Raw genomic sequence first — 18,595 nt, forward strand, 5'->3', positions numbered from 1 at the left:
CTGTTCAGTCGGCGCCGGGGGCGCCCTGGTCGTCCTGCTCGAGAGGTTTGTCCGCGCTGATGCGGATGGCCGTGCCCGGGGTCAGCTTCAGTTGCCCGCCGGTGACCACCTGCTCGCCGGCCTCGAGGCCTTCGCTGATCACCACCAGCCCATCGCGGCGCTCGCCGGTGCGTACCGTACGCTGTTCGGCGATCAGCGTCGGCTGGCCATCGTCCTGCTGCGCCTGCCGGTCCTCGCTCTGCTTCCTGGTGACCACATAGACCGAGTTGCCATAGAGGGTGTAGGTGATGGCGCTTTCCGGCACCACCACCTGGGGACGCGGGTCGGGCAGCAGCACCTGCAGGTTGGCGAACATGCCTGGCAGCAGCTTGCCGTCGGGGTTGGCCAGGGTGGCGCGGACCAGCAGGTTACGGGTGCTTTCCTCGACCTTGGGGTTGATGGCGCCGAGGCGGGCGGGGAAGGTCTGGCCCGGGTAGGCCGGCACCTGGACCTGCAACGACTGGCCAAGGCTCAGGTGCGGCAAGGCCTGTTCGGGCACGTTGAAGTCGACATAGAGGCTGGAGAGGTCCTGCAGGGTGGCGATCACCGTGCCGCTTGCCAGGTAGTCGCCGATATCTACCTGGCGGATGCCGATGGTGCCGCTGAACGGCGCGTGGATGCGCTTTTTCGCCAGCGATGCCTTGAGCTGCTCGACCACGGCTTGGTTGCGTCGGTACTGGGCGGCCAGGCGGTCGAACTCGCCACGGGAGATGGCCGCATCGCCCACCAGCTGGCTGCCGCGGCCGAAGTCCACCTTGGCCAGGCCCAGGTCGGCCTGGGCAGTGCGCAGCAGCGCGGCTTCCTCGTCGCTGTCCAGTTGCAGCAGCAACTGGCCGGCCTTGACCTGCTGGCCGGAGTCGAAGTGCAGCGACTTGACCGTGCCCGCTACCTCCAGGCTCAGCTCCACGCCCTGGAACGCCTTGAGGCTGCCGACCGCGGGCAGGCGCTCCTGCCACAGGCGTCGCTCGGCCATCGCGGCAGGCACGCTGACCGGTGGTTTCGGGGCAGAGAACACCTGGATCTGCTGGTAGATCGAGAAGGCCTTGATGCCCCCCAGGGCCAGTACGATCAGCAGGACCACGGCCAACATGATCAGCATGCGGCGGCGCAGCATAAGTCCGGTTCCTTGGATGCGTAGTTGTTGTTCGTCTGGCACGACAACGGGCGATCCTGCCCACGTGCGAATGGGGGAAGTATTGCCTGTTTTGGCGGGAGAGGGAAAGGACAAGACACCGATGCCGTGCTGGCGCGGGCCAGACGGACAGTCGAGCGGTGGTGTATGTCCTGGACCGCCTTGCGCGGCATCGCGGCGCCGAACTGCCGCGAACAGGGCCGCTCAGGCGCCGAAAATACTCAGGCCAGATGCAGGTGGTTGTCCCAGAACCCGGAGGGCAGGTCCATCGGCTGCCCGACCAGCTCTCGCTTGCGGCAATCATAGAAGCGGCAACGCCCCTGCCCGGAGGTGACCACGAAACCATCCTTCACCGCCCCCACGCCGGCACAGTCGGGCATCGGTGCATCGAGCTTCACCGCGCCGCTGTCCAGGTCCCAGATGAACAGGCGGTTGGCCCGTGGCGCGGTCAGCGCCACCAGGCGCAAGTCGCTGTGCAGGGCGACGCTGGCGGTATACTGGGCCATCGACTGCAACTGCCGCTCGGGCACCGGGAAGGCCTTGAACGGCTCGCCAGGGCGCTTGATCGCCAGCAGCTCGGCGGTTTCCTCGGCATCGCCCATGAACTGCTGGCAGGCGACGATGGTGCCGTCGCTGCCGACTGCCAGGTGACGCACGCTGTTCATCTGCTGGGCGAGAGTCTCCTTGCTCAACAGGGTGCCGTCGCGCTGCATCAGCACCAGGCTCGGCTCCATGGCGTCGAGGTTCATCTCCACGCGGCTCTCGGCCTCGGTGCGGATGCCGCCGTTGGCCACCACCAGGGTTTCGCCGTCGGGTAGCCAGCACAGTTCATGCGGGCCGATGCCATGGGTCGGGATCTCGCCGCTGTGCACCAGGCGTTCGCCCTCGAAGCGGTAGATGCCGAGCACGCCACGCCCCGGGTCGCGGGTGTCGTTCTCGGTGGCGTACAGCCATTGGCCGCTCTTGTGGATCACCGCATGGCCATAGAAGTGCCGGTCCGGTTGCGAGGCGACGGTCTGCAGCAGGCGCCCGTCGCGCAAGTCGACCAAGTAGCTTTCGGTGCCGGGGCGGCGGGCGACGAACAGGGCGATCGGCAACTCGGGATGGTCGATGATGGCATGGCAACGCTGGGCCACCTGGGTGGCGAACACCTGGGTACCGTCCAGACGGTAGCCGACCGCATAGTGCCTGCCGTCGCCATCGTCGCGCGCCGAGAGCAGCAGGGGTTCGCTGCCTTTGTTGCGAAACAGGCTCCAACCGCCCAGGGTCAGGGCGCTGAGCAACACGCTACCGAGTTTGAGGGCCTGGCGTCGCAGCATGATCAGTCACCGTCGTTGGCATTGAAGCCCAGCTGGATGTTCAACGCCTTGGCCAGCTCGCCCTCGTGCAGGCGGTGGACGACGTTGAGGCTGTCGTAGATCTGGTTGAGGGTCTGCTTGCCGGCGTCGTCGGCGAGCAGCTCGCCCAGGGTCTTCTGGTTGTCGGCCAGCAGTTTGACAGAGGTGGCGTAGGCGTCGTCGATCTTTTCCGCCAGGGCGGCCTGGTCCTTGCCCAGCAGGCCACGCAGGCCCTGGTTGTCGACCCCGGCCCAGAGCGCCTGGGCTGCCTTGAGGCTGGCCTCCAGGCTCTTGAGCGAGGAGTGGCTGCGCCAGGCCTCGGCCTGCAGCGGCTGGGCGATGCCCTTGCTCTGCCGGCCCATGGGGGCGCCGAGCTTCTTCTTCAGGGTATCCAGGGCGGTGACCTGGGCCCGCAGCAGGTCGGCGATCGCCTCGTGGGAGTCGGCGTAGCGCTGGTTGGGGAACTTGGTCATCTGCGACAGCATGCCGTCGGTGCTGTTCCAGCCCTTGAGGATTTCTTCGGCCAGGGCCTTCTGGTGCTCGCCGATGGCCACCAGCAGCGGGCAGTAGCGGGCCTTCTGCTCGGGGGTGGCAACGTCCGGCTTGCTGTCGAACAGGATGTACTCGTAGGCCGAGAGGCCACGTACCACCACGCTGGCTTTGCTCAGGGCCTGGGCATCGATCGGCTTGTCGCCATTGACCAGTTGCTCGACCTGGCGGCCGACCAGGTTCTTCTTGTCTGGCCAGAACTGCACCTGCCAGGCGCGATTGCCCTCGGCCAGCGGGCCGACCAGCAGCGGCTGCAGCTCGGCCCAGGCCTTCTGGGCATTGAGGAAGTCGGCGCGGGCGGTCTCCAGGGAGGCCTTGCCTTCGCAGTAGGCCAGGGCACTGGCGGCAAGCGCGCGGTCGGCTTCGACCCAGCGGCTGTAGGTCGGCAGGATCACCTGCTTGGCGATGGCGGCGGAGGTCACCGCCTGCGGGTCTTGTGGCGAGCAGGCGCCCAGGGCGAGTGCGGCGAGGCTGGTGAACAACAGTTTGGGTCGGAACATGCCCGGCTCCTTGCGCTTAAAGTGAATTCAGGAACGCCAGCAGCGCTGCGCGTTGCTCGGCATCGAAGGTCAGAACATGGTTGCGCGCCGCTTCGGCTTCGCCGCCGTGCCAGAGCACGGCCTCGAGCAGGTTGCGGGCGCGGCCGTCATGGAGGAATTGGGTGTGGCCGCTGACCGCTTCGGTCAGGCCGATGCCCCACAGGGGCGGGGTGCGCCAGTCCTGGCCACCGGCAGCGAATTCGCTGCGGTTGTCGGCCAGGCCCGGGCCCATGTCGTGCAGCAGCAGGTCGCTGTAGGGGCGGATCACCTGGTTGGCCAGCTCCGCTTCGCTGGCATCGGCGGCGGTGGTGAATTGCGGGGTATGGCAGCCCTGGCAGCCGGCCTGGAAGAACAGGGTCTTGCCAGCCAGCACTTGGGGGGCATCGACGTCGCGGCGCGCTGGCACGCCGAGGTTGCGGGTGTAGAAGGTGACCAGGCGCAGGATGTTGTCGCTGACCTCCTTCTCGCCATCGGCGCCATCGCCGTTGGGTGCGGCCAGGCAGTCGGCCTGGGCCGGGGTGCAGTCGTCGACGGGTTGCAGGTTGGTGGTCAGGCCCATGTCGCCGGCGAAGGCATGGACGTTCTGCTGGTTGACGTTGGGCTGGCCGGCCTTCCAGCCGAAGCGGCCGAGCACGGTCTTGCCCGTGGCCTGGTCCCAGACCTGGTTGGGCCGGCCACGGATGCCGTCGCCGTTGCCGTCGTCCGGGTCGGCGTTGGCCAGGATCGCCGCCTCGGGGATGGCCTCGAGCAGGCCAAGGCCGATCATCGGCGGCGCCACCCGGGCGGAGAAGCGGGTATCGGGGTGCATCGGCCCGTAGCCGAGCTGGGTGATCTGCAGGCGCGGGCGGCGCAGCTCGACCTGGTGGCCGTCCTCGAAGGTCACGGTTTCAGGCGTGTATTCCACCCGCACCTTGCCCTCCGGGGCCACGCCGGGGACGGCCATGTCCTGCAGCTGGGTGCCGTAGACCGGCTCCGGGACCACGCCCAGACGCTCGATTTCCTTGGCGTACTGCGGCTGATCGGGGATCGACAGGCGAACCAGCATCGACACCGCGTTGCGGGCATCGGGTTCGGGGGGATGGCCGCGGCCGTCGCGTACGTGGCAGTTCTGGCAGGCGTTGGTATTGAACAGCGGGCCGAGGCCGTCGCGGGCGGTGGTGGTGGAAGGGGCGATCACCCACGGGTTGCGGAAGAAGCTGTTGCCGACGCTGAAGTCCAGGCGCCGCTCCGGCGAGAGGTTGGCCGAGGGCAAGGAGAACGCGTTGCGGTCGCTGCGCTGCACCGTTGCCTTGCCGCCGGAAAGGGCCTCGCCGGGTTCGGCCTGGGTGAAGCGCGGGGCGTCGTCACAGGCAGCCAGGGTGGTGGCCAGCAGCAAGGGAAGGAGTCGGAACAGCGACGAGGACATCGAGGATCCTGGGTGAGCGAAAAACCGGCGTGCAAGCTTAGCAGGCCGAGGGGGTTTGAATAAGAGCAATTTGCGTTTGCTGGATGAAATCCTTGTCAGTTGGCGGGGGGGCGGGGGCTTGCTCCAATGCCATTGGCCGCCATCGGGGCGCGAAGCGGCCCCAGCATTTACCAAGCCCATGAGGTTCGGATAATGAAAAAGGCGGCCCGAGGGCCGCCTCTGTCGAACCACTGCACCAGGATCAGAACTCGTGATCGGCGGTGTCCGGGTTCAGGTTGGCGATGCCCAGCTTGCCAGCGGCCTGTTCGATCGCGCCGGTCTGCTTGACCAGCGAGGCGATGGCGTCGCGGACGATCTGGTTGCCGGCGGTGTTGTCGGCAGCGATCAGCTGGTCGTAGTGCTCACCCTTGAGCGCGTGGTCGACGATCACCTGGATCTTCGCCTCGGTGGCCTCCAGGTCAGCCTTGAGGGTCGCGTCGGTGGCTGGGTCGATCTTGGCCACCAGCTCCGACAGGCTCGGACCGGTCATCTTGGTGCCGTCGACGCGGGTGTACTCGCCCAGGTAGACATTGCGGATGCCCTTGGCGTCGTAGAAGTGCGAGTAGTGGGTGTTGTCGCTGAAGCAGTCGTGCTCGTCTTCTGGCGAGTTGGCCTCCAGGGAAACCTTCATGCGCTCGCCGGCCAGCTCGCCCAGCGACAGGCTGCCCATGCCGAACAGCATCTTGCGCAGGCCATCGGCCACCGGTTCGGCCTCCAGCTTGGCGCGGTAGTTGTCGGCGACGTTCGGCGCCCAGTTGCCGACCATTTCTTCCAGGTCCTTGACCAGCAGGTCGGTGACGGCCTTCAGGTAGGCGCGGCGACGCTCGTTGTGGCCTCCGGTGGCACCCTTGCCTTCCAGGTAGTCGGAAGCCGGACGGTTGCCTGCGCCTGGGCCGGTGCCGTTGAGGTCCTGGCCCCACAGCAGGAACTCGATGGCGTGGTAACCGGTGGCGACGTTGGCCTCGGAGCCGCCCAGCTCGTTCAGGCTGGCCAGTTTCTCGGGGGTGATGTCCTTGACGTCGATCTTGTCTTCGCCCACCTGGATCTCGGTGTTGGCGATGATGTTGGCGCTGGCCGCCGGGTTGCCCAGGGCGTGCTCGTAGCTCTTGTCGACGTAGTCGATCAGGCCTTCGTCCAGCGGCCAGGCGTTCACCTGGCCTTCCCAGTCGTCGATGATGGTGTTGCCGAAGCGGAAGACTTCGCTCTGCAGGTAAGGAACGCGAGAGGCGGCCCAGGCTTGCTTGGCGGCTTCCAGGGTTTCATCGTTAGGGGTGGCGAGGAACGCGTCGATGGCGGTCTGCAGGGTCTTGGCGGTGCTCAGCGAATCGCTGTAGACGGCATGGACGATCTCGGCGTAATGCTTGACCACGGCCTTGCCGGCCGTTTCGTCGACAGCCCCCGGCGCCGCGGCGTTGGTGCTGGCGGCAGCAGGTGCCTGGGCTTGCGGAGCGGCAGCCTTTTCATCCTTGCCTTCGCCGCAACCGGCGAGGGCGATGGCGATGGCCAGCAGACTGGCGGAGGCCAGAGGCATTCGAATCATTGTTGGTTTCCTGCGTCGTGTGGTTGGACTGTGTGCCGGGGCACGCGAAACCGCCACATAATGCGAAAGATTTGCATTTTGTGTAAAGGGGCGGTTGCGCATTTCATCAAGATTGGTCGTTTTCGCGAGCCCCCCTGGCGACGAGGTTAGAGCGCGCTCACCTGGTTGCGGTGCGCCTGCTTGAGGTAGAGGGTCAGCTCGCGGGCAGACAAGGGCTTGCTGTAGTGATAGCCCTGACCCTCATGGCAGCCCTGGGCGATGATGTAGCTCTCCTGCTCGGCGCTCTCCACGCCCTCGGCGATCACCTGCATGCCCAGGCTCTTGCCCAACTGGATGATGGCCCGGACGATGGTGGCGTCGTCGTCATCGTCGAGCAGGTCCTGGACGAAGCTCTTGTCGATCTTGATCTTGTCCAGCGGCAGCGACTTCAGGTAGCTGAGCGAGGAGTAGCCGGTACCGAAGTCGTCGATGGCGATCAGGGCACCGGAGCGGCGCAGGCTGATCAGGTGTTGGGCGGCGGTGCTGATGTCTTCCATCAGGCCGGTCTCGGTGACTTCCAGCTCCAGGCTGCGCGGCGGCAGGCGGTAGATCTGCAGCAGGTTGTTGACCACCCGTGGCAGCTCGCTGTGGTGCAGTTGCACGGTGGACAGGTTGACCGCCATGCGCAGTTCGCTGAAGCCCAGGTCGTGCCATTCGCGCAACTGACGGCAGGCCTGGTCGAGCACCCATTCGCCGATGGCGATGATGTTGCCGTTCTGCTCGGCCAGGGGAATGAACTGGTCCGGCGGGACCATACCCAGCTCCGGATGCTGCCAGCGCAGCAGCGCCTCGACGCCGACCACGCGGTGGTCGCGGTAGCTGACCTGCGGCTGGTACACCAGGTACAGCTGGTTGCGCGGCAGGGCCTCGCGCAGGTCTTTTTCCAGTTCGCGGCGCCGGCGCATCTCGCTGTCGACGCTGGCGACATAGAACTGGTAGCGGTTGCGCGAGCGGACCTTGGCCAGGGTCATGGTCTGCTCGGCTTTCTGCAGCAGCTTCTCGGTGCTGTCGCCATCCTCCGGGAACAGGGTGATGCCGATGGTGGCGCGCAGGCGGATCTGCTGGTGGTCCAGGGCGAATGGCACCTCCAGGTCGTCGAGGATGCTCTGGGCCAGCTCGGCCGCCTCGTAGGGCTGCTCGATGTCGGCCTGCACCAGGGCGAACTGGTCGCCACCCAGGCGGGCGAGGGCGCCGAGGCGGCCACTGTGGGCGCGCAGGCGGTCGGCCAGGGCCAGCAACAGTTGGTCGCCGACCTGGTAGCTGAACTGTTCGTTGATGCCCTTGAAGTCGTCGAGGCCGACGCACAGTACCGCCACCCGACGCTGCAGGCGGCCGCCGTCGACGAGGATCTTGTCCAGCTGCTGCTGCAGTTGCTGGCGGTTGGGCAGGCCGGTGAGAAAGTCGTACTGGGCCATGCGTTGCAGGCTGTTCTCGGCCTCGTGGCGCAGGTGGGTGTTGCGCTCGATGGAGGCCAGCAACTGGTTGGCGGTGTTGATCCACAGGCCCAGTTCGTTCTTCTCGTGGCCCTTGAGCAATGGCAACTGGTGCTGGCTGGGACGGTCGGGGTTGATCTGGGTGAGGTGCTCGATGATCTTCGACAGCGGCTTGGTCAGCAGCCAGTGATAGACCAGGTACAGCACCAGGCCCATGGCCAAGGCGCGCAGCACGCCGGCGATGAAGATGATCACCGCGTTGATCAGGAAGCCCTTGCCATAGTTGGCGGTGTCCAGGGTGATGCTCAGGTCGCCGTAGTACTCGCTGTAGGGGCCACGGCCGACCAGCGGAGTGGTGAAGGTGCGTTCCTGGCCGAGGATCGGGTCGGTCAGCCAGCGCAGGGACATGTCCTGTAGCGGGCGGGACTTTTCCGCGAGCATGGTTTCGTTGGGATGACCGATGGAAGCCATGCGCACCGACTCGTCCTGGAACAAGCCTTCCATGACCTGCATGCCCATCTCCCGGTCGAGGCTGTACACCGCCTGGGTCGATGGGTCGCGGAACATGTCGAGGATGCGCTGGGCGTCGGTGTTCACCGCCTGGCGGGTCTTGTAGGCGTCGTAGACGATCTGCGCACAGCTGAGAACGACACCGACCGCCAGCGCCGAGAGCAGCACGACCCTGAGCAACTTGACCGATAAGCTGTTCCGAAATTCCAGCTTCAAGGGGAGTTCCTTAATCCATGCGCGTGCCATTATTTTGCCATTGTCCCTGGCAGTACACTATCGACCGATTGCCACGGTAGAAAGGGCCCTTGGCAATGTATCGGTTGCGCGGCCCTGCGACTTGAGTGCGCTACGTCAGCTTTCCAGATGTTTGATGTTAGCGTGCTATCCGCCTGGGGCAAGAGCGGGCGGTTCGTGGGTGAGCCGCGAGCTTTCAGCTTCAAGCTTCAAGCCACAAGTGAAAGCGGATCGTGGGCGTTTCTCTTGCCACTCCTGATAGGGAGATCCCCAGCGCGTCTTCAGGCGCTCTGTGGACAAAAAAAATCCGATGCCAGTCGCCCGGCATCGGATGTTTCAATTCAAGATGCCCAGAGCATCAGGCCTTGAAGGTGTTCCCTTCGAACTGCTGGGCGACGAAGTCCCAGTTGACCAGTTGCCAGAATGCCTCGACGTACTTCGGACGCAGGTTGCGGTAGTCGATGTAGTAGGCGTGTTCCCAGACGTCGCAGGTCAGCAGCGGGGTGTCGCCGCTGGTCAGCGGGTTGCCGGCGCCGATCGTGCTGGCCAGAGCCAGGGAGCCGTCGGCCTTCTTCACCAGCCAGCCCCAGCCGGAGCCGAAGGTGCCGACGGACGTCTTGGTGAACTCTTCCTTGAATTTGTCGAAGGAGCCGAAGGCCTTGGTGATGGCATCGGCCAGGGCACCGGTCGGCTGGCCGCCACCGTTTGGCGACAGGCAGTTCCAGTAGAAGGTGTGGTTCCAGACTTGAGCGGCGTTGTTGAAGATGCCACCCGAAGAGGTCTTGACGATCTCTTCCAGGGTCTTGCCTTCGAATTCGGTGCCTGGGACCAGGTTGTTCAGGTTCACGACATAGGTGTTGTGGTGCTTGTCGTGGTGATACTCCAGGGTTTCCTTGGAGATGTGCGGCTGCAGGGCATCGTGGGCGTACGGCAGCGGCGGCAATTCAAAAGCCATGGTAGATCTCCTGATTCAGGTCTGTTTGCGGTTTGCGCAAGGCCGATCACGGGCGGCCCGATGAGCGTCGGCGAGTTTGTACTCTTTGCGACGCAAGGGCTGGATCATAGCACCCGGCCTCGCGCATAACCACGCAACAACTATAGGGACAAGCGGCAAGAGAAGCCCACACGATCCGCTTTTACTTGCAGCTCGCCGCTTGAAACTCAAGAAAAAATCAGCTGCGCCGCCACAGCGAACATCATCACCGCCACCATGAGGTCGAGCAGACGCCAGGTGGCGGGCCGGGCCAGCCAGGGGGCGAGCCAGGCCGCGCCCAGGGCCAGGGTCGAGAACCAGACCAGCGAGGCGCTGGCGGCGCCGGCCACGTAGGCGCCGGGCACGCTCTGCTGGGCTCCGAGGGAGCCGATCAGCAGCACGGTGTCGAGGTACACGTGAGGGTTGAGCAGGGTCACCGCCAGGGCGCTGAGCAGCACGGCCCGGCGTGAACGCATGCCCTGGCCTTCCTGGTGCTGCAGGCTCTGCTTCGAGCAGGCGCTGCGCAGGGCCTTGGCGCCGTACCAGATCAGGAACACCGCGCCGCCCCAGCGGGCCACCGCCAGCAAGGTCGGATTGTGCGCCAGCACCGTGGCCAGGCCGAACACCCCGGCCGCCACCAGGATCGCATCGCAGACGATGCACAGGGCCGCCACCGGTAGGTGATGTTCGCGGCGCAGGCTCTGCGCCAGGACGAAGGCGTTCTGCGCGCCGATGGCCATGATCAGGCCGAAGGCCACCAGCATGCCGTTCATATAGCTTTGCCACATAGCGGGAACACTCCAGGGGCACCGGCTCTGCGCCGGTGCTTGTTGCCAAGGAAGATGCTGGCCATTGTGGGGAAATGCGCGCTATAAGAAAAACAAATAAAGCTGATCTCTCATTAGGAAAATCGATGTTCGACTACAAGTTGCTCGCCGCCCTTGCCGCCGTCATCGAGCAAGGCGGCTTCGAGCGCGCCGCCCAGGTTCTGGGCCTGTCGCAATCGGCCATTTCCCAGCGCATCAAGCTGCTCGAGGCGCGCGTCGGCCAGCCGGTGCTGGTACGTGCCACGCCGCCAAGCCCGACCGAGGTCGGCCGCCAGTTGCTCAACCATGTGCAGCAGGTGCGCCTGCTCGAGCGCGACCTGCAACGCCAGGTGCCCGCGCTGGACGAGGAAGGCATGCCCGAGCGCCTGCGCATCGCCCTCAACGCCGACAGCCTGGCGACCTGGTGGGCCGGTGCGGTGGGGGCCTTCTGCGCCGGGCAACAGGTGCTGCTCGACCTGGTGGTGGAAGACCAGGACGTCGGCCTCAAGCGCATGCGCGCCGGCGAAGTGGCCGCCTGCCTGTGCGGCAGCGAGCGGCCGGTGGCCGGGGCGCGCAGCCTGCCCCTGGGGGCCATGCGCTACCGGGCGCTGGCCAGCCCGGCATTCATGGCACGGCATTTTCCCCGGGGCTTCGAGGCCCGGCGCCTGGCCCGCACGCCGGCGGTGGTGTTCGGTCCGGACGATTTCCTCCAGCACCGCTACCTGGCGTCGCTGGGTATCCAGGACGGTTTCCTCCATCACCTGTGCCCGTCTTCCGAGGGCTTCCTGCGCATGACCGAAGCTGGGTTGGGCTGGGGCCTGGTGCCTGAACTGCAGGCCGCCGAGCAACTGGCCGGCGGGCAACTGGTGGAAATCTGCGCCGATACGCCCATCGACGTGCCGCTGTACTGGCATCATTGGCGCAATGGCGGGCAGTTGCTCGCCCAACTGACCGAGCACCTGCGCCAGACGGCGCCGGGCTGGCTGGTGCCCTTGTAGGCGCGGGCGACGTCAGTTGCTTCAGTCATCTGGCAAGGCGGAGTCTTACATGCTAATTCTGGTCACCGGCGCGAGCGGCTTCATCGGCGGGCGCTTTGCACGTTTCGCCCTGGAGCAGGGCCTGGAGGTACGGGTCAACGGCCGGCGCGCCGAGGGCGTGGAGCACCTGGTCAAGCGCGGTGCCGAGTTCATGCCGGGCGACCTGGGCGATGGCGAACTGGCCAGGCGTCTGTGTCAGGGCGTCGACGCGGTGGTGCACTGCGCCGGCGCGGTGGGTAACTGGGGGCGCTATCAGGATTTCCACCAGGGCAACGTGGTGGTCACAGAGAACGTGGTGGAAGGCTGCCTCAAGGCGCGCGTGCGCCGCCTGGTGCACCTGTCGTCGCCGTCGATCTACTTCACCGGCCGCTCGCGCCTGGACATCCGCGAAGACCAACTGCCGCGCCGTTTCCACGACCACTACGCGACGACCAAGTACCTGGCCGAGCAGAAGGTCTTCGGTGCCCAGGAGTTCGGCCTGCAAGTGCTGGCCCTGCGCCCGCGTTTCGTCACCGGGGCCGGCGATGCGAGCATCTTTGCGCGCTTGTTGCAGATGCAGCGCAAGCGTCGCCTGGCGATCGTCGGCAATGGTCTGAACAAAGTCGATTTCACCAGCGTGCACAACCTCAACGATGCCTTGCTCAGTGCCTTGTTCGCCGACGAGCAGGCGCTCGGCCAAGCCTACAACATCAGCAATGGACAGCCCGTGCCGCTGTGGGACGTGGTCAACTACGTGATGCGCCAGATGCAGTTGCCCCAGGTCACCCGCTACCGCGCCTACGGGCTGGCCTACAGCCTGGCGGCGCTGAACGAAGCGGCATGCCTGCTGTGGCCGGGGCGCCCGCAGCCGACCCTGTCGCGTACCGCGATGCAGGTGATGAGCAAGGACTTCACCCTGGACATCAGCCGCGCCCGCCAGTACCTGGACTACCGGCCGAAGGTCAGCCTGTGGACGGCGTTGGACGAGTTCTGCGCCTGGTGGAAAAACGTGCATCCGTGAACCTGGCGCGCCGATGATGGTCATCAATGCGCCGCCCGAGCGGTTTATACTAATGCCCCTTTGCTACCACCGCGGTTGAAAGCATCCATGCGTAACGACTCACACGACGATTTCGACGACGTACCGACCTTGCGTGCCGGTACTCCAGATGACGACGAGCTGCTGCCGGCGCATGTGGCGCGCAGCCGCCAGAAGGCCGCGCGCCCGGCCAGCAGCGGCCCCCTGTGGGCATTGCTGTGCGCGTCGTTCATCGCCTTGGCGGGGTTGGGCTGGTGGAGCTTCCAGCAGATCTCGCTGATGGAGCAGCAACTGGTGGCGACCCAGGAGAGTTTCGCCCGCATCAGCGAGGAAGCGGCGGGGCGCTTGCAGGCGATCAGCGGCAAGGTGGAGGCCAGCGAGTCCAGCGCCAATACCGGCAGCGAGGCCCTGAAGCTGCAGATCCGCCAGTTGCAGGCGAGCCTGGCCGAGCAGGGCAAGCAGCAGCAGGGGGTGGCCGGCCAGGCCGGTGACCTGGGCAAGCGCCTGGAGCAGGTGCTGGCCGATACCCGTGAGCAGCAGAAGGCGGTGACCGAGCTGCAGAACCAGTTGCAGGCGCAGCTCAAGGCCGTCAATGGCGAACTGGCGGCGCTGAAGTCGGGCCAGGTGGATGGCGGCAAGCTCGACGGCCAGATCAAGAGCCTGAGCAATGAGGTGGCGGCGTTGAAGAAGCAGGGCAACCCGAGCGCGGCCATCGAGAGCCTGGAGCAGGATGTGCTGGTGCTCAAGAGCCAGATCGACAACCGCCCGACGCCTGCCGCAGGGGCCTCGGTGCAGGAGTTCGACGCCTTCCGCAGCCAGGTGACCCGCAACCTCAACACCCTGCAGAGTCAGATCCAGAACCTGCAGCAGCAGATCAACGCCCGGCCTTGATGCGTGCTCCGGTTTGTCGATGGGGCTGCAAAGCAGCCCCAGGACGCGGCTTGACTGGCCAACCCCGAGCCGTGGTCACATCCGCGGATAATCGATATACCCCACCGGCCCCTTGGCATAGAAGGTTTCCGGGTGCGGCTCGTTCAACGGCGCATCGGCAGCCAGGCGCGCCGGCAGGTCTGGGTTGGCGATGAACGGGATACCGAAGGCCACCGCATCGGCCGTGCCATTGGCCAGGGCCGCATTGGCGCTGGCCTTGTCGAAGCGCTCGTTGACGATGTACGGGCCGCCGAAGGCTTCCTTGATCAACGGGCCGATGCTGTCGTCGGCTTCCTGCTCCCGCGAGCAGATGAAGGCGATGCCTCGCTTGCCCAGCTCCCGTGCGACATAGGTGAAGGTTTGCGCGCGGTCGGCGTCGCCCATGTCATGGGCGTCGGCGCGAGGGGCCAGGTGCATGCCCACACGGTTGGCGCCCCACACCTCGATGACCGCGTCGGTCACTTCCAGCAGCAGGCGCGCACGGTTCTCCAGGGCGCCGCCGTAGCGATCGGTGCGCTGGTTGGTGCTGCTCTGCAGGAACTGGTCGAGCAGGTAGCCATTGGCGCCATGGATCTCCACGCCGTCGAAGCCGGCGGCCTTGGCATTCTCGGCACCCGTGCGGTAGGCCTCGACGATGTCGGCGATTTCCTCGGTTTCCAGGGCGCGTGGGGTCGGGTACTCGGTGACCGGCCGGATCAGGCTGACATGGCCCTTGGGCTGGATCGCGCTCGGCGCCACGGGCAACTCGCCGTTCAGGTAGCTGGGATGGGAGATGCGCCCCACGTGCCACAGCTGCAGGAAGATGCGCCCACCGGCGCCATGCACGGCCTTGGTCACGTTGGTCCAGCCGCGCACCTGCTCATCGGACCAGATACCGGGGGTGTCCGGGTAGCCGACGCCCATGGGCGTCACCGAGGTCGCCTCGCTGAGAATCAGCCCGGCGCTGGCACGTTGCACGTAGTACTCGGCCATCAGTGCGTTGGGCACGCGGCCTTCGTCGGCGCGGCAGCGGGTCAGCGGGGCCATGATGATGCGGTTGGGCAGCTCGAGGTCGCCCAGAGTGATCGGATCGAAGAGCGTGGTCATCTGCTTAGCCTCGCGTGGGTCAATTGGAAGCGCTGGCCAGTTCGGCATCGCCGCCGCGCTGGCTGAAGGTGATGAGGGTGACGATCAGCGCCAGCACCGCCAGGGCCGCCGCGGCCAGGGGCACGCGGGTCAGGCCGAAGCCATGGGCGATGACGCTGCCGCCGACCCAGGCGCCCAGGGCATTGCCCAGGTTGAAGGCGCCGATGTTCAGGGTCGAGACCAGGTTCGGTGCGGCCTTGCCGTAGGTCACCACGTTGACCTGCAGGGCCGGCACGGCGGCGAAGGCGGCGGTGGCCCAGAGGAACAGGGTGATTTCTGCCGGCACCAGGGCGCTGCTGGTCCAGCTCAGTACGGTGGACACCACCGCCATGGCGGCGAACACTCCTACCAGGGTGGCACCCAGGCGGCGGTCGGCCAGCTTGCCGCCGAGGATGTTGCCCAGGGTCAGGCCCAGGCCGATCAGCAGCAGGGTCCAGGTCACGCCACGTGGCGATACGCCGGTGACGTCACCGAGCAACGGTGCCACATAGGTGAACAGGGCGAACATGGACGCGGCGAACAGCACGGTCATGCCCAGCGACAGCCAGATGCCGATGCCCTTGAGGGCGGCCAGTTCGGCGCGCATGTCGACCTTTTCTTCCTGGCGCTGCAGCGGCAGGAAGCGCACCAGGCCGATCAAGGCGATCACCCCGATCAGTGTCACGGCCCAGAAGGTCGAACGCCAGCCGGCGACCTGGCCCAGTGCAGTGCCCAGGGGCACGCCGAGCACGTTGGCCAGGGTCAGGCCGGTGAACATCAGCGCCACCGCAGAGGCGCGGCGGTTGGCCGGCACCAGGCTGGCGGCCACCACCGAGCCGATGCCGAAGAAGGCACCGTGGCACAGGGCGGTCACCACCCGGGCGAACATCAGCAGGTCGTAGTCGCTGGCCACGGCGCACAGCAGGTTGCCGACGATGAATACGCTCATCAGCGTCACCAGCGCGGCCTTGCGGGGCAGGCGGGCGGTGGCCAGGGCCATGAACGGTGCACCGATGGCCACGCCCAGGGCGTAACCGGTCACCAGCCAACCGGCGCCGGGGATGGTCACGCCAAGGTCCTGCGCCACGTCGGGCAGCAGGCCCATGATGACGAACTCGGTGGTACCGATGGCAAAGGCGCTCAGCGCCAGGATCAACAGGGAAAGGGGCATTGCAAGGTCCTTGTCAGAGCTCTTGGCTCATCTGCTCGAGGAAAGCCCGGATGGTTTGCTCGTTGCGTTTGAAGAAATGCCACTGGCCGATCTTCTGGCTGCTGATCAGGCCCGCGCGCTGCAAGGTCGCCAGGTGGGCGGAGACGGTCGACTGCGACAGGCCGCAGCGTTGGTCGATCTGCCCGGCACAGACGCCGTATTCGGTGCTGTGCTGCTGGTCGGGGAATTGCGCCGCGGGGTCCTTCAGCCAGTTGAGGATGTCTCGCCGGACCGGGTGGGCCAGGGCTTTTATTATTTCGTCGAGATCGAGAGGCATGGTTGGGCTCGTGGTGTGTAGCGGTATATCGCGATGGAGCGAAATATAAATCGATATTTCGCGATATACAAATATGAAGAGGTTCTGAGCTGAGCACGAATCGCTATATCGCGTTATAACGATATGGCCGGAGTGGGTGCTAGACTGGCGCCATGAATTACCTCGCACACCTTCACCTGGGCGGCCACGCGCCGCAGCAACTGCTGGGCAGCCTGTATGGCGACTTCGTCAAGGGCTCGCTGGACGGGCGTTTCCCGCCGGCGCTGGAGGCCTCGATCCGGTTGCACCGGCATATCGACAGCTATACCGACAGCCACCCGCTGGTGCTGGCGGCGCTGGCGCGTTTCCCCCGCGAGCGGCGGCGCTATGCCGGGATCATCCTCGATGTGTTCTTCGACCACTGCCTGGCGCGGCATTGGGCGGACTATGCCGAGCAGCCACTGGGCGAGTTCACCGAGGCGTTCTATCGCGTGCTGCTGGCCCAGTCCGAGCTTCCGGGGCGGCTGGCACACATTGCGCCGTTCATGGCGGCGGATGACTGGCTGGGGGCTTATGGCGACTTCGCGACCCTGGAGCAGGTGTTCAAGGGGATCGCCCGGCGGCTGTCGCGGCCGGAGGGGATGAGTGGGGTGATGGGGGAGTTGGAGCGGCTGTACGAGCCGTTGCTGGCGGATTTTCGCGAGTTCTATCCGCAGTTGCAGGCCTTTGCTGCGGCGGGCAGGTGAGGCGGTACCGCCGCGAGTAGGCCGGTACTGACGCCGCCGCAACTATGCCGCCTGCGTCCGACGACGCGGCGCCATCTCCACGTCCTGGATGCCGAACAACGCCATGTGGATCGCCTGCTGCGCCTGGAAGGCCAGGGCCGCCCGCTCCTTGCCCGCACTGGTGATCGGCTGCAGCAACTGAATGACCACCTCGCCGCGCGGTTGGCTGAACAGCCGCACCAGGTGCGAAACCAGGTCATCGTCGCCGATGAACGGCGCCACAGGGTCGGGCTCGCCATCGCGCAGGTACTGGATCGCCACCGGCTGCAGCGGCGTGCCCAGGTCGATGGCAGCGGCCAGCAGACGACCATGGAAGGTACGCAGGCTGCGGCCGTCGGTGGTGGTGCCTTCCGGGAAGATCAGCAACGGCCGTCGCTGGTTTAGCTGGTTGCCGATCTGCCGGGCCAGGCGTTGGCTGTCGCCGCTTCCGCGGCGGATGAACAGGGTCCCGGCCTTCTGCGCCAGCCAGCCGGCCAACGGCCAGTGGCGCACTTCGGCCTTGGACAGGAACGACAGGGGCGTGAGCATGCCGAGCAGGGGAATGTCGGTCCAGGACACATGGTTGCTGACCCACAGCATCGGCTGGCGTGGCAACGGGCCGACCACGCGCACCTTGAAGGGCAGGGCGCCGACCAAGTGCTGCATGAACCGGCGCGTCCAGCGCTGGCGCCGTTCGACGGAGGCTTTCAGGCCCAGGCGTTCGCCGAAGGCGATCACGCTGGCCATGAGCATGCCCAGCAGCAACACCAGTATCAGCCGGGCCAGGCGGGCGAGTACCCGCAGGCGCGGCATCAGACCGCCGCCTTGAAGTGGCGGGCATAGCGCGGACAGAGGTCGTCGCGCTTGAGCAGGATGAACACGTCGGCGACCTGGAAGTCCTCGTCCCAGCAGGGCTCGCCGCAGATCTTCGCGCCCAGGCGCATGTAGGCCTTGAGCAGCGGTGGCATTTCGGCGATGACGTTGTTCGGCAGGGCCAGGCTCGGCAGCGGCTTCTTCGGCTCGGCGCGCAGGTGCTCGGTGCACAGGTAGCGCTCGCGCAGGCGCTGCATGATGGCGTGGGCCTGCACGCCGCCGTCCTGCATGGGGATGCTGGCGCACCCCATCAGGTAGCTGTAGCGGCCCTCGTTGAGCACCTCGGCAAGCTCCCCCCAGAGCACGGCGATGGTGCCGCCGTTGCGGTAGGCCGGGTCGACGCAGGTGCGACCCAGCTCGAGGATCGGGCCCTGCAACTGGAGCAGCCCGTGCAGGCTGAATTCTTCTTCGCTGTAGAAACGGCCCAGGCTGCTGGCGGCCTGGTGATCGAGCAGACGGGTGGTGGCGACCAGTTGGCCGCTGGCCAGGTCGCGCACGCCGATGTGGCGGCAGTGGATGTCGTAGTCGTCCATGTCCAGGCCCTGTTCCGCGCCCTTGAGCTTGGCCTTGAATTCGGCGCTGAACACCTTGAAACGCAGGGCCTGCGCTTCTTGCAGGGCCGCGACGCCGACCAGGCGTTCGGCTTGCAGACGGCGTTCAGTGCTGTTGTCGCCAGAGCGAGCGATCCGAGTCATTGCGAGTCTCCCTAAGCCAGCCAAAGAGGGTTGCGGCCGGTCGGCTTTGTTGTGCAAAGTCAGCCTAGGTACGCGCGGTGTCACCCCTGTGAATCTTTGGTGATGCTTGCGTGACAACCCCTTGCGAGGAGCG

17 protein-coding genes are annotated in these 18,595 nt (G+C 66.1%); 4 read left to right on the forward strand and 13 right to left on the reverse strand.

The window, feature by feature from the left end:
* Positions 1–4: 4 nt before the first annotated feature.
* From ABFA30_RS08145 to ABFA30_RS08180, 8 genes are all read right to left on the reverse strand, one after another.
* Positions 5–1,153 carry an efflux RND transporter periplasmic adaptor subunit gene (locus ABFA30_RS08145; protein WP_253080348.1) on the reverse strand — a complete coding sequence of 383 codons (1,149 nt, stop codon included), beginning with the start codon at positions 1,151–1,153 and terminating at the stop codon, positions 5–7.
* A gap of 239 nt (positions 1,154–1,392) precedes the next feature.
* Positions 1,393–2,490: a DUF1513 domain-containing protein gene (locus ABFA30_RS08150; protein WP_253080349.1), complete on the reverse strand. Its 1,098-nt coding sequence runs from the start codon at positions 2,488–2,490 to the stop codon at positions 1,393–1,395.
* 2 nt (positions 2,491–2,492) lie between these two features.
* Positions 2,493–3,557: an imelysin family protein gene (locus ABFA30_RS08155; protein WP_225787989.1), complete on the reverse strand. Its 1,065-nt coding sequence runs from the start codon at positions 3,555–3,557 to the stop codon at positions 2,493–2,495.
* Positions 3,558–3,573: 16 nt separating this feature from the next.
* On the reverse strand, positions 3,574–5,001 hold the full coding sequence (locus ABFA30_RS08160; RefSeq protein WP_410045322.1) for a di-heme oxidoredictase family protein: 1,428 nt from the start codon (positions 4,999–5,001) through the stop codon (positions 3,574–3,576).
* A gap of 241 nt (positions 5,002–5,242) precedes the next feature.
* Entirely contained in the window at positions 5,243–6,580 is a 1,338-nt protein-coding gene (locus tag ABFA30_RS08165) for an imelysin family protein (RefSeq protein ID WP_253080351.1), read from the reverse strand.
* Between the two features lie 146 nt (positions 6,581–6,726).
* A complete protein-coding gene (locus tag ABFA30_RS08170; RefSeq protein WP_225787992.1) occupies positions 6,727–8,778 on the reverse strand; it encodes a putative bifunctional diguanylate cyclase/phosphodiesterase in 2,052 nt (683 codons plus the stop codon).
* A 376-nt stretch (positions 8,779–9,154) separates the two neighbouring features.
* Positions 9,155–9,751 (reverse strand): superoxide dismutase, encoded by a 597-nt coding sequence (locus ABFA30_RS08175; RefSeq protein ID WP_084855819.1) that lies wholly within the window; start codon positions 9,749–9,751, stop codon positions 9,155–9,157.
* A 206-nt stretch (positions 9,752–9,957) separates the two neighbouring features.
* A complete protein-coding gene (locus tag ABFA30_RS08180; protein ID WP_225787993.1) occupies positions 9,958–10,557 on the reverse strand; it encodes a LysE/ArgO family amino acid transporter in 600 nt (199 codons plus the stop codon).
* Positions 10,558–10,682: 125 nt separating this feature from the next.
* Here ABFA30_RS08180 and ABFA30_RS08185 point away from each other — a divergent pair, with 125 nt between their 5' ends.
* The 3 genes from ABFA30_RS08185 to ABFA30_RS08195 all read left to right on the forward strand — a co-directional run bounded on the left by ABFA30_RS08185 (position 10,683) and on the right by ABFA30_RS08195 (position 13,521).
* Positions 10,683–11,573, forward strand: coding sequence for a LysR family transcriptional regulator ArgP (locus ABFA30_RS08185; protein ID WP_410045323.1), 891 nt, complete (start codon positions 10,683–10,685; stop codon positions 11,571–11,573).
* A 49-nt stretch (positions 11,574–11,622) separates the two neighbouring features.
* Positions 11,623–12,612 carry an NAD-dependent epimerase/dehydratase family protein gene (locus tag ABFA30_RS08190; protein ID WP_410045324.1) on the forward strand — a complete coding sequence of 330 codons (990 nt, stop codon included), beginning with the start codon at positions 11,623–11,625 and terminating at the stop codon, positions 12,610–12,612.
* Between the two features lie 87 nt (positions 12,613–12,699).
* The gene (locus ABFA30_RS08195; protein ID WP_368815992.1) at positions 12,700–13,521 is read left to right on the forward strand and encodes an ATPase; all 822 of its coding nucleotides are present in this window, start codon (positions 12,700–12,702) and stop codon (positions 13,519–13,521) included.
* A gap of 75 nt (positions 13,522–13,596) precedes the next feature.
* Here ABFA30_RS08195 and ABFA30_RS08200 read toward each other — a convergent pair whose 3' ends face one another.
* From ABFA30_RS08200 to ABFA30_RS08210, 3 genes are read right to left on the reverse strand one after another with little or no spacing between them, the layout of a single operon-like run.
* Entirely contained in the window at positions 13,597–14,646 is a 1,050-nt protein-coding gene (locus tag ABFA30_RS08200; RefSeq protein WP_253080353.1) for an alkene reductase, read from the reverse strand.
* A 19-nt stretch (positions 14,647–14,665) separates the two neighbouring features.
* Positions 14,666–15,835, reverse strand: coding sequence for an MFS transporter (locus ABFA30_RS08205; RefSeq protein WP_410045325.1), 1,170 nt, complete (start codon positions 15,833–15,835; stop codon positions 14,666–14,668).
* 13 nt (positions 15,836–15,848) lie between these two features.
* A complete protein-coding gene (locus tag ABFA30_RS08210; RefSeq protein WP_225787999.1) occupies positions 15,849–16,151 on the reverse strand; it encodes an ArsR/SmtB family transcription factor in 303 nt (100 codons plus the stop codon).
* A gap of 152 nt (positions 16,152–16,303) precedes the next feature.
* On the opposite strand from ABFA30_RS08210, the gene ABFA30_RS08215 reads away from it, so the two are divergent.
* The gene (locus ABFA30_RS08215) at positions 16,304–16,876 is read left to right on the forward strand and encodes an ACP phosphodiesterase (protein WP_253091123.1); all 573 of its coding nucleotides are present in this window, start codon (positions 16,304–16,306) and stop codon (positions 16,874–16,876) included.
* Between the two features lie 42 nt (positions 16,877–16,918).
* Here the strand turns inward: ABFA30_RS08215 and ABFA30_RS08220 are convergent, their stop codons facing one another.
* Both ABFA30_RS08220 and olsB read right to left on the reverse strand, forming a co-directional pair.
* On the reverse strand, positions 16,919–17,707 hold the full coding sequence (locus ABFA30_RS08220; RefSeq protein ID WP_253091124.1) for a lysophospholipid acyltransferase family protein: 789 nt from the start codon (positions 17,705–17,707) through the stop codon (positions 16,919–16,921).
* Entirely contained in the window at positions 17,707–18,462 is a 756-nt protein-coding gene (gene olsB, locus ABFA30_RS08225) for an L-ornithine N(alpha)-acyltransferase (RefSeq protein ID WP_225788002.1), read from the reverse strand. The genes ABFA30_RS08220 and olsB overlap by 1 nt, the downstream gene beginning before the upstream one ends.
* Positions 18,463–18,595 lie beyond the last annotated feature (133 nt).

The sequence above is a fragment of the Pseudomonas sp. HLMP genome, assembly GCF_046365545.1.
Taxonomy (GTDB): domain Bacteria; phylum Pseudomonadota; class Gammaproteobacteria; order Pseudomonadales; family Pseudomonadaceae; genus Aquipseudomonas; species Aquipseudomonas guariconensis_B.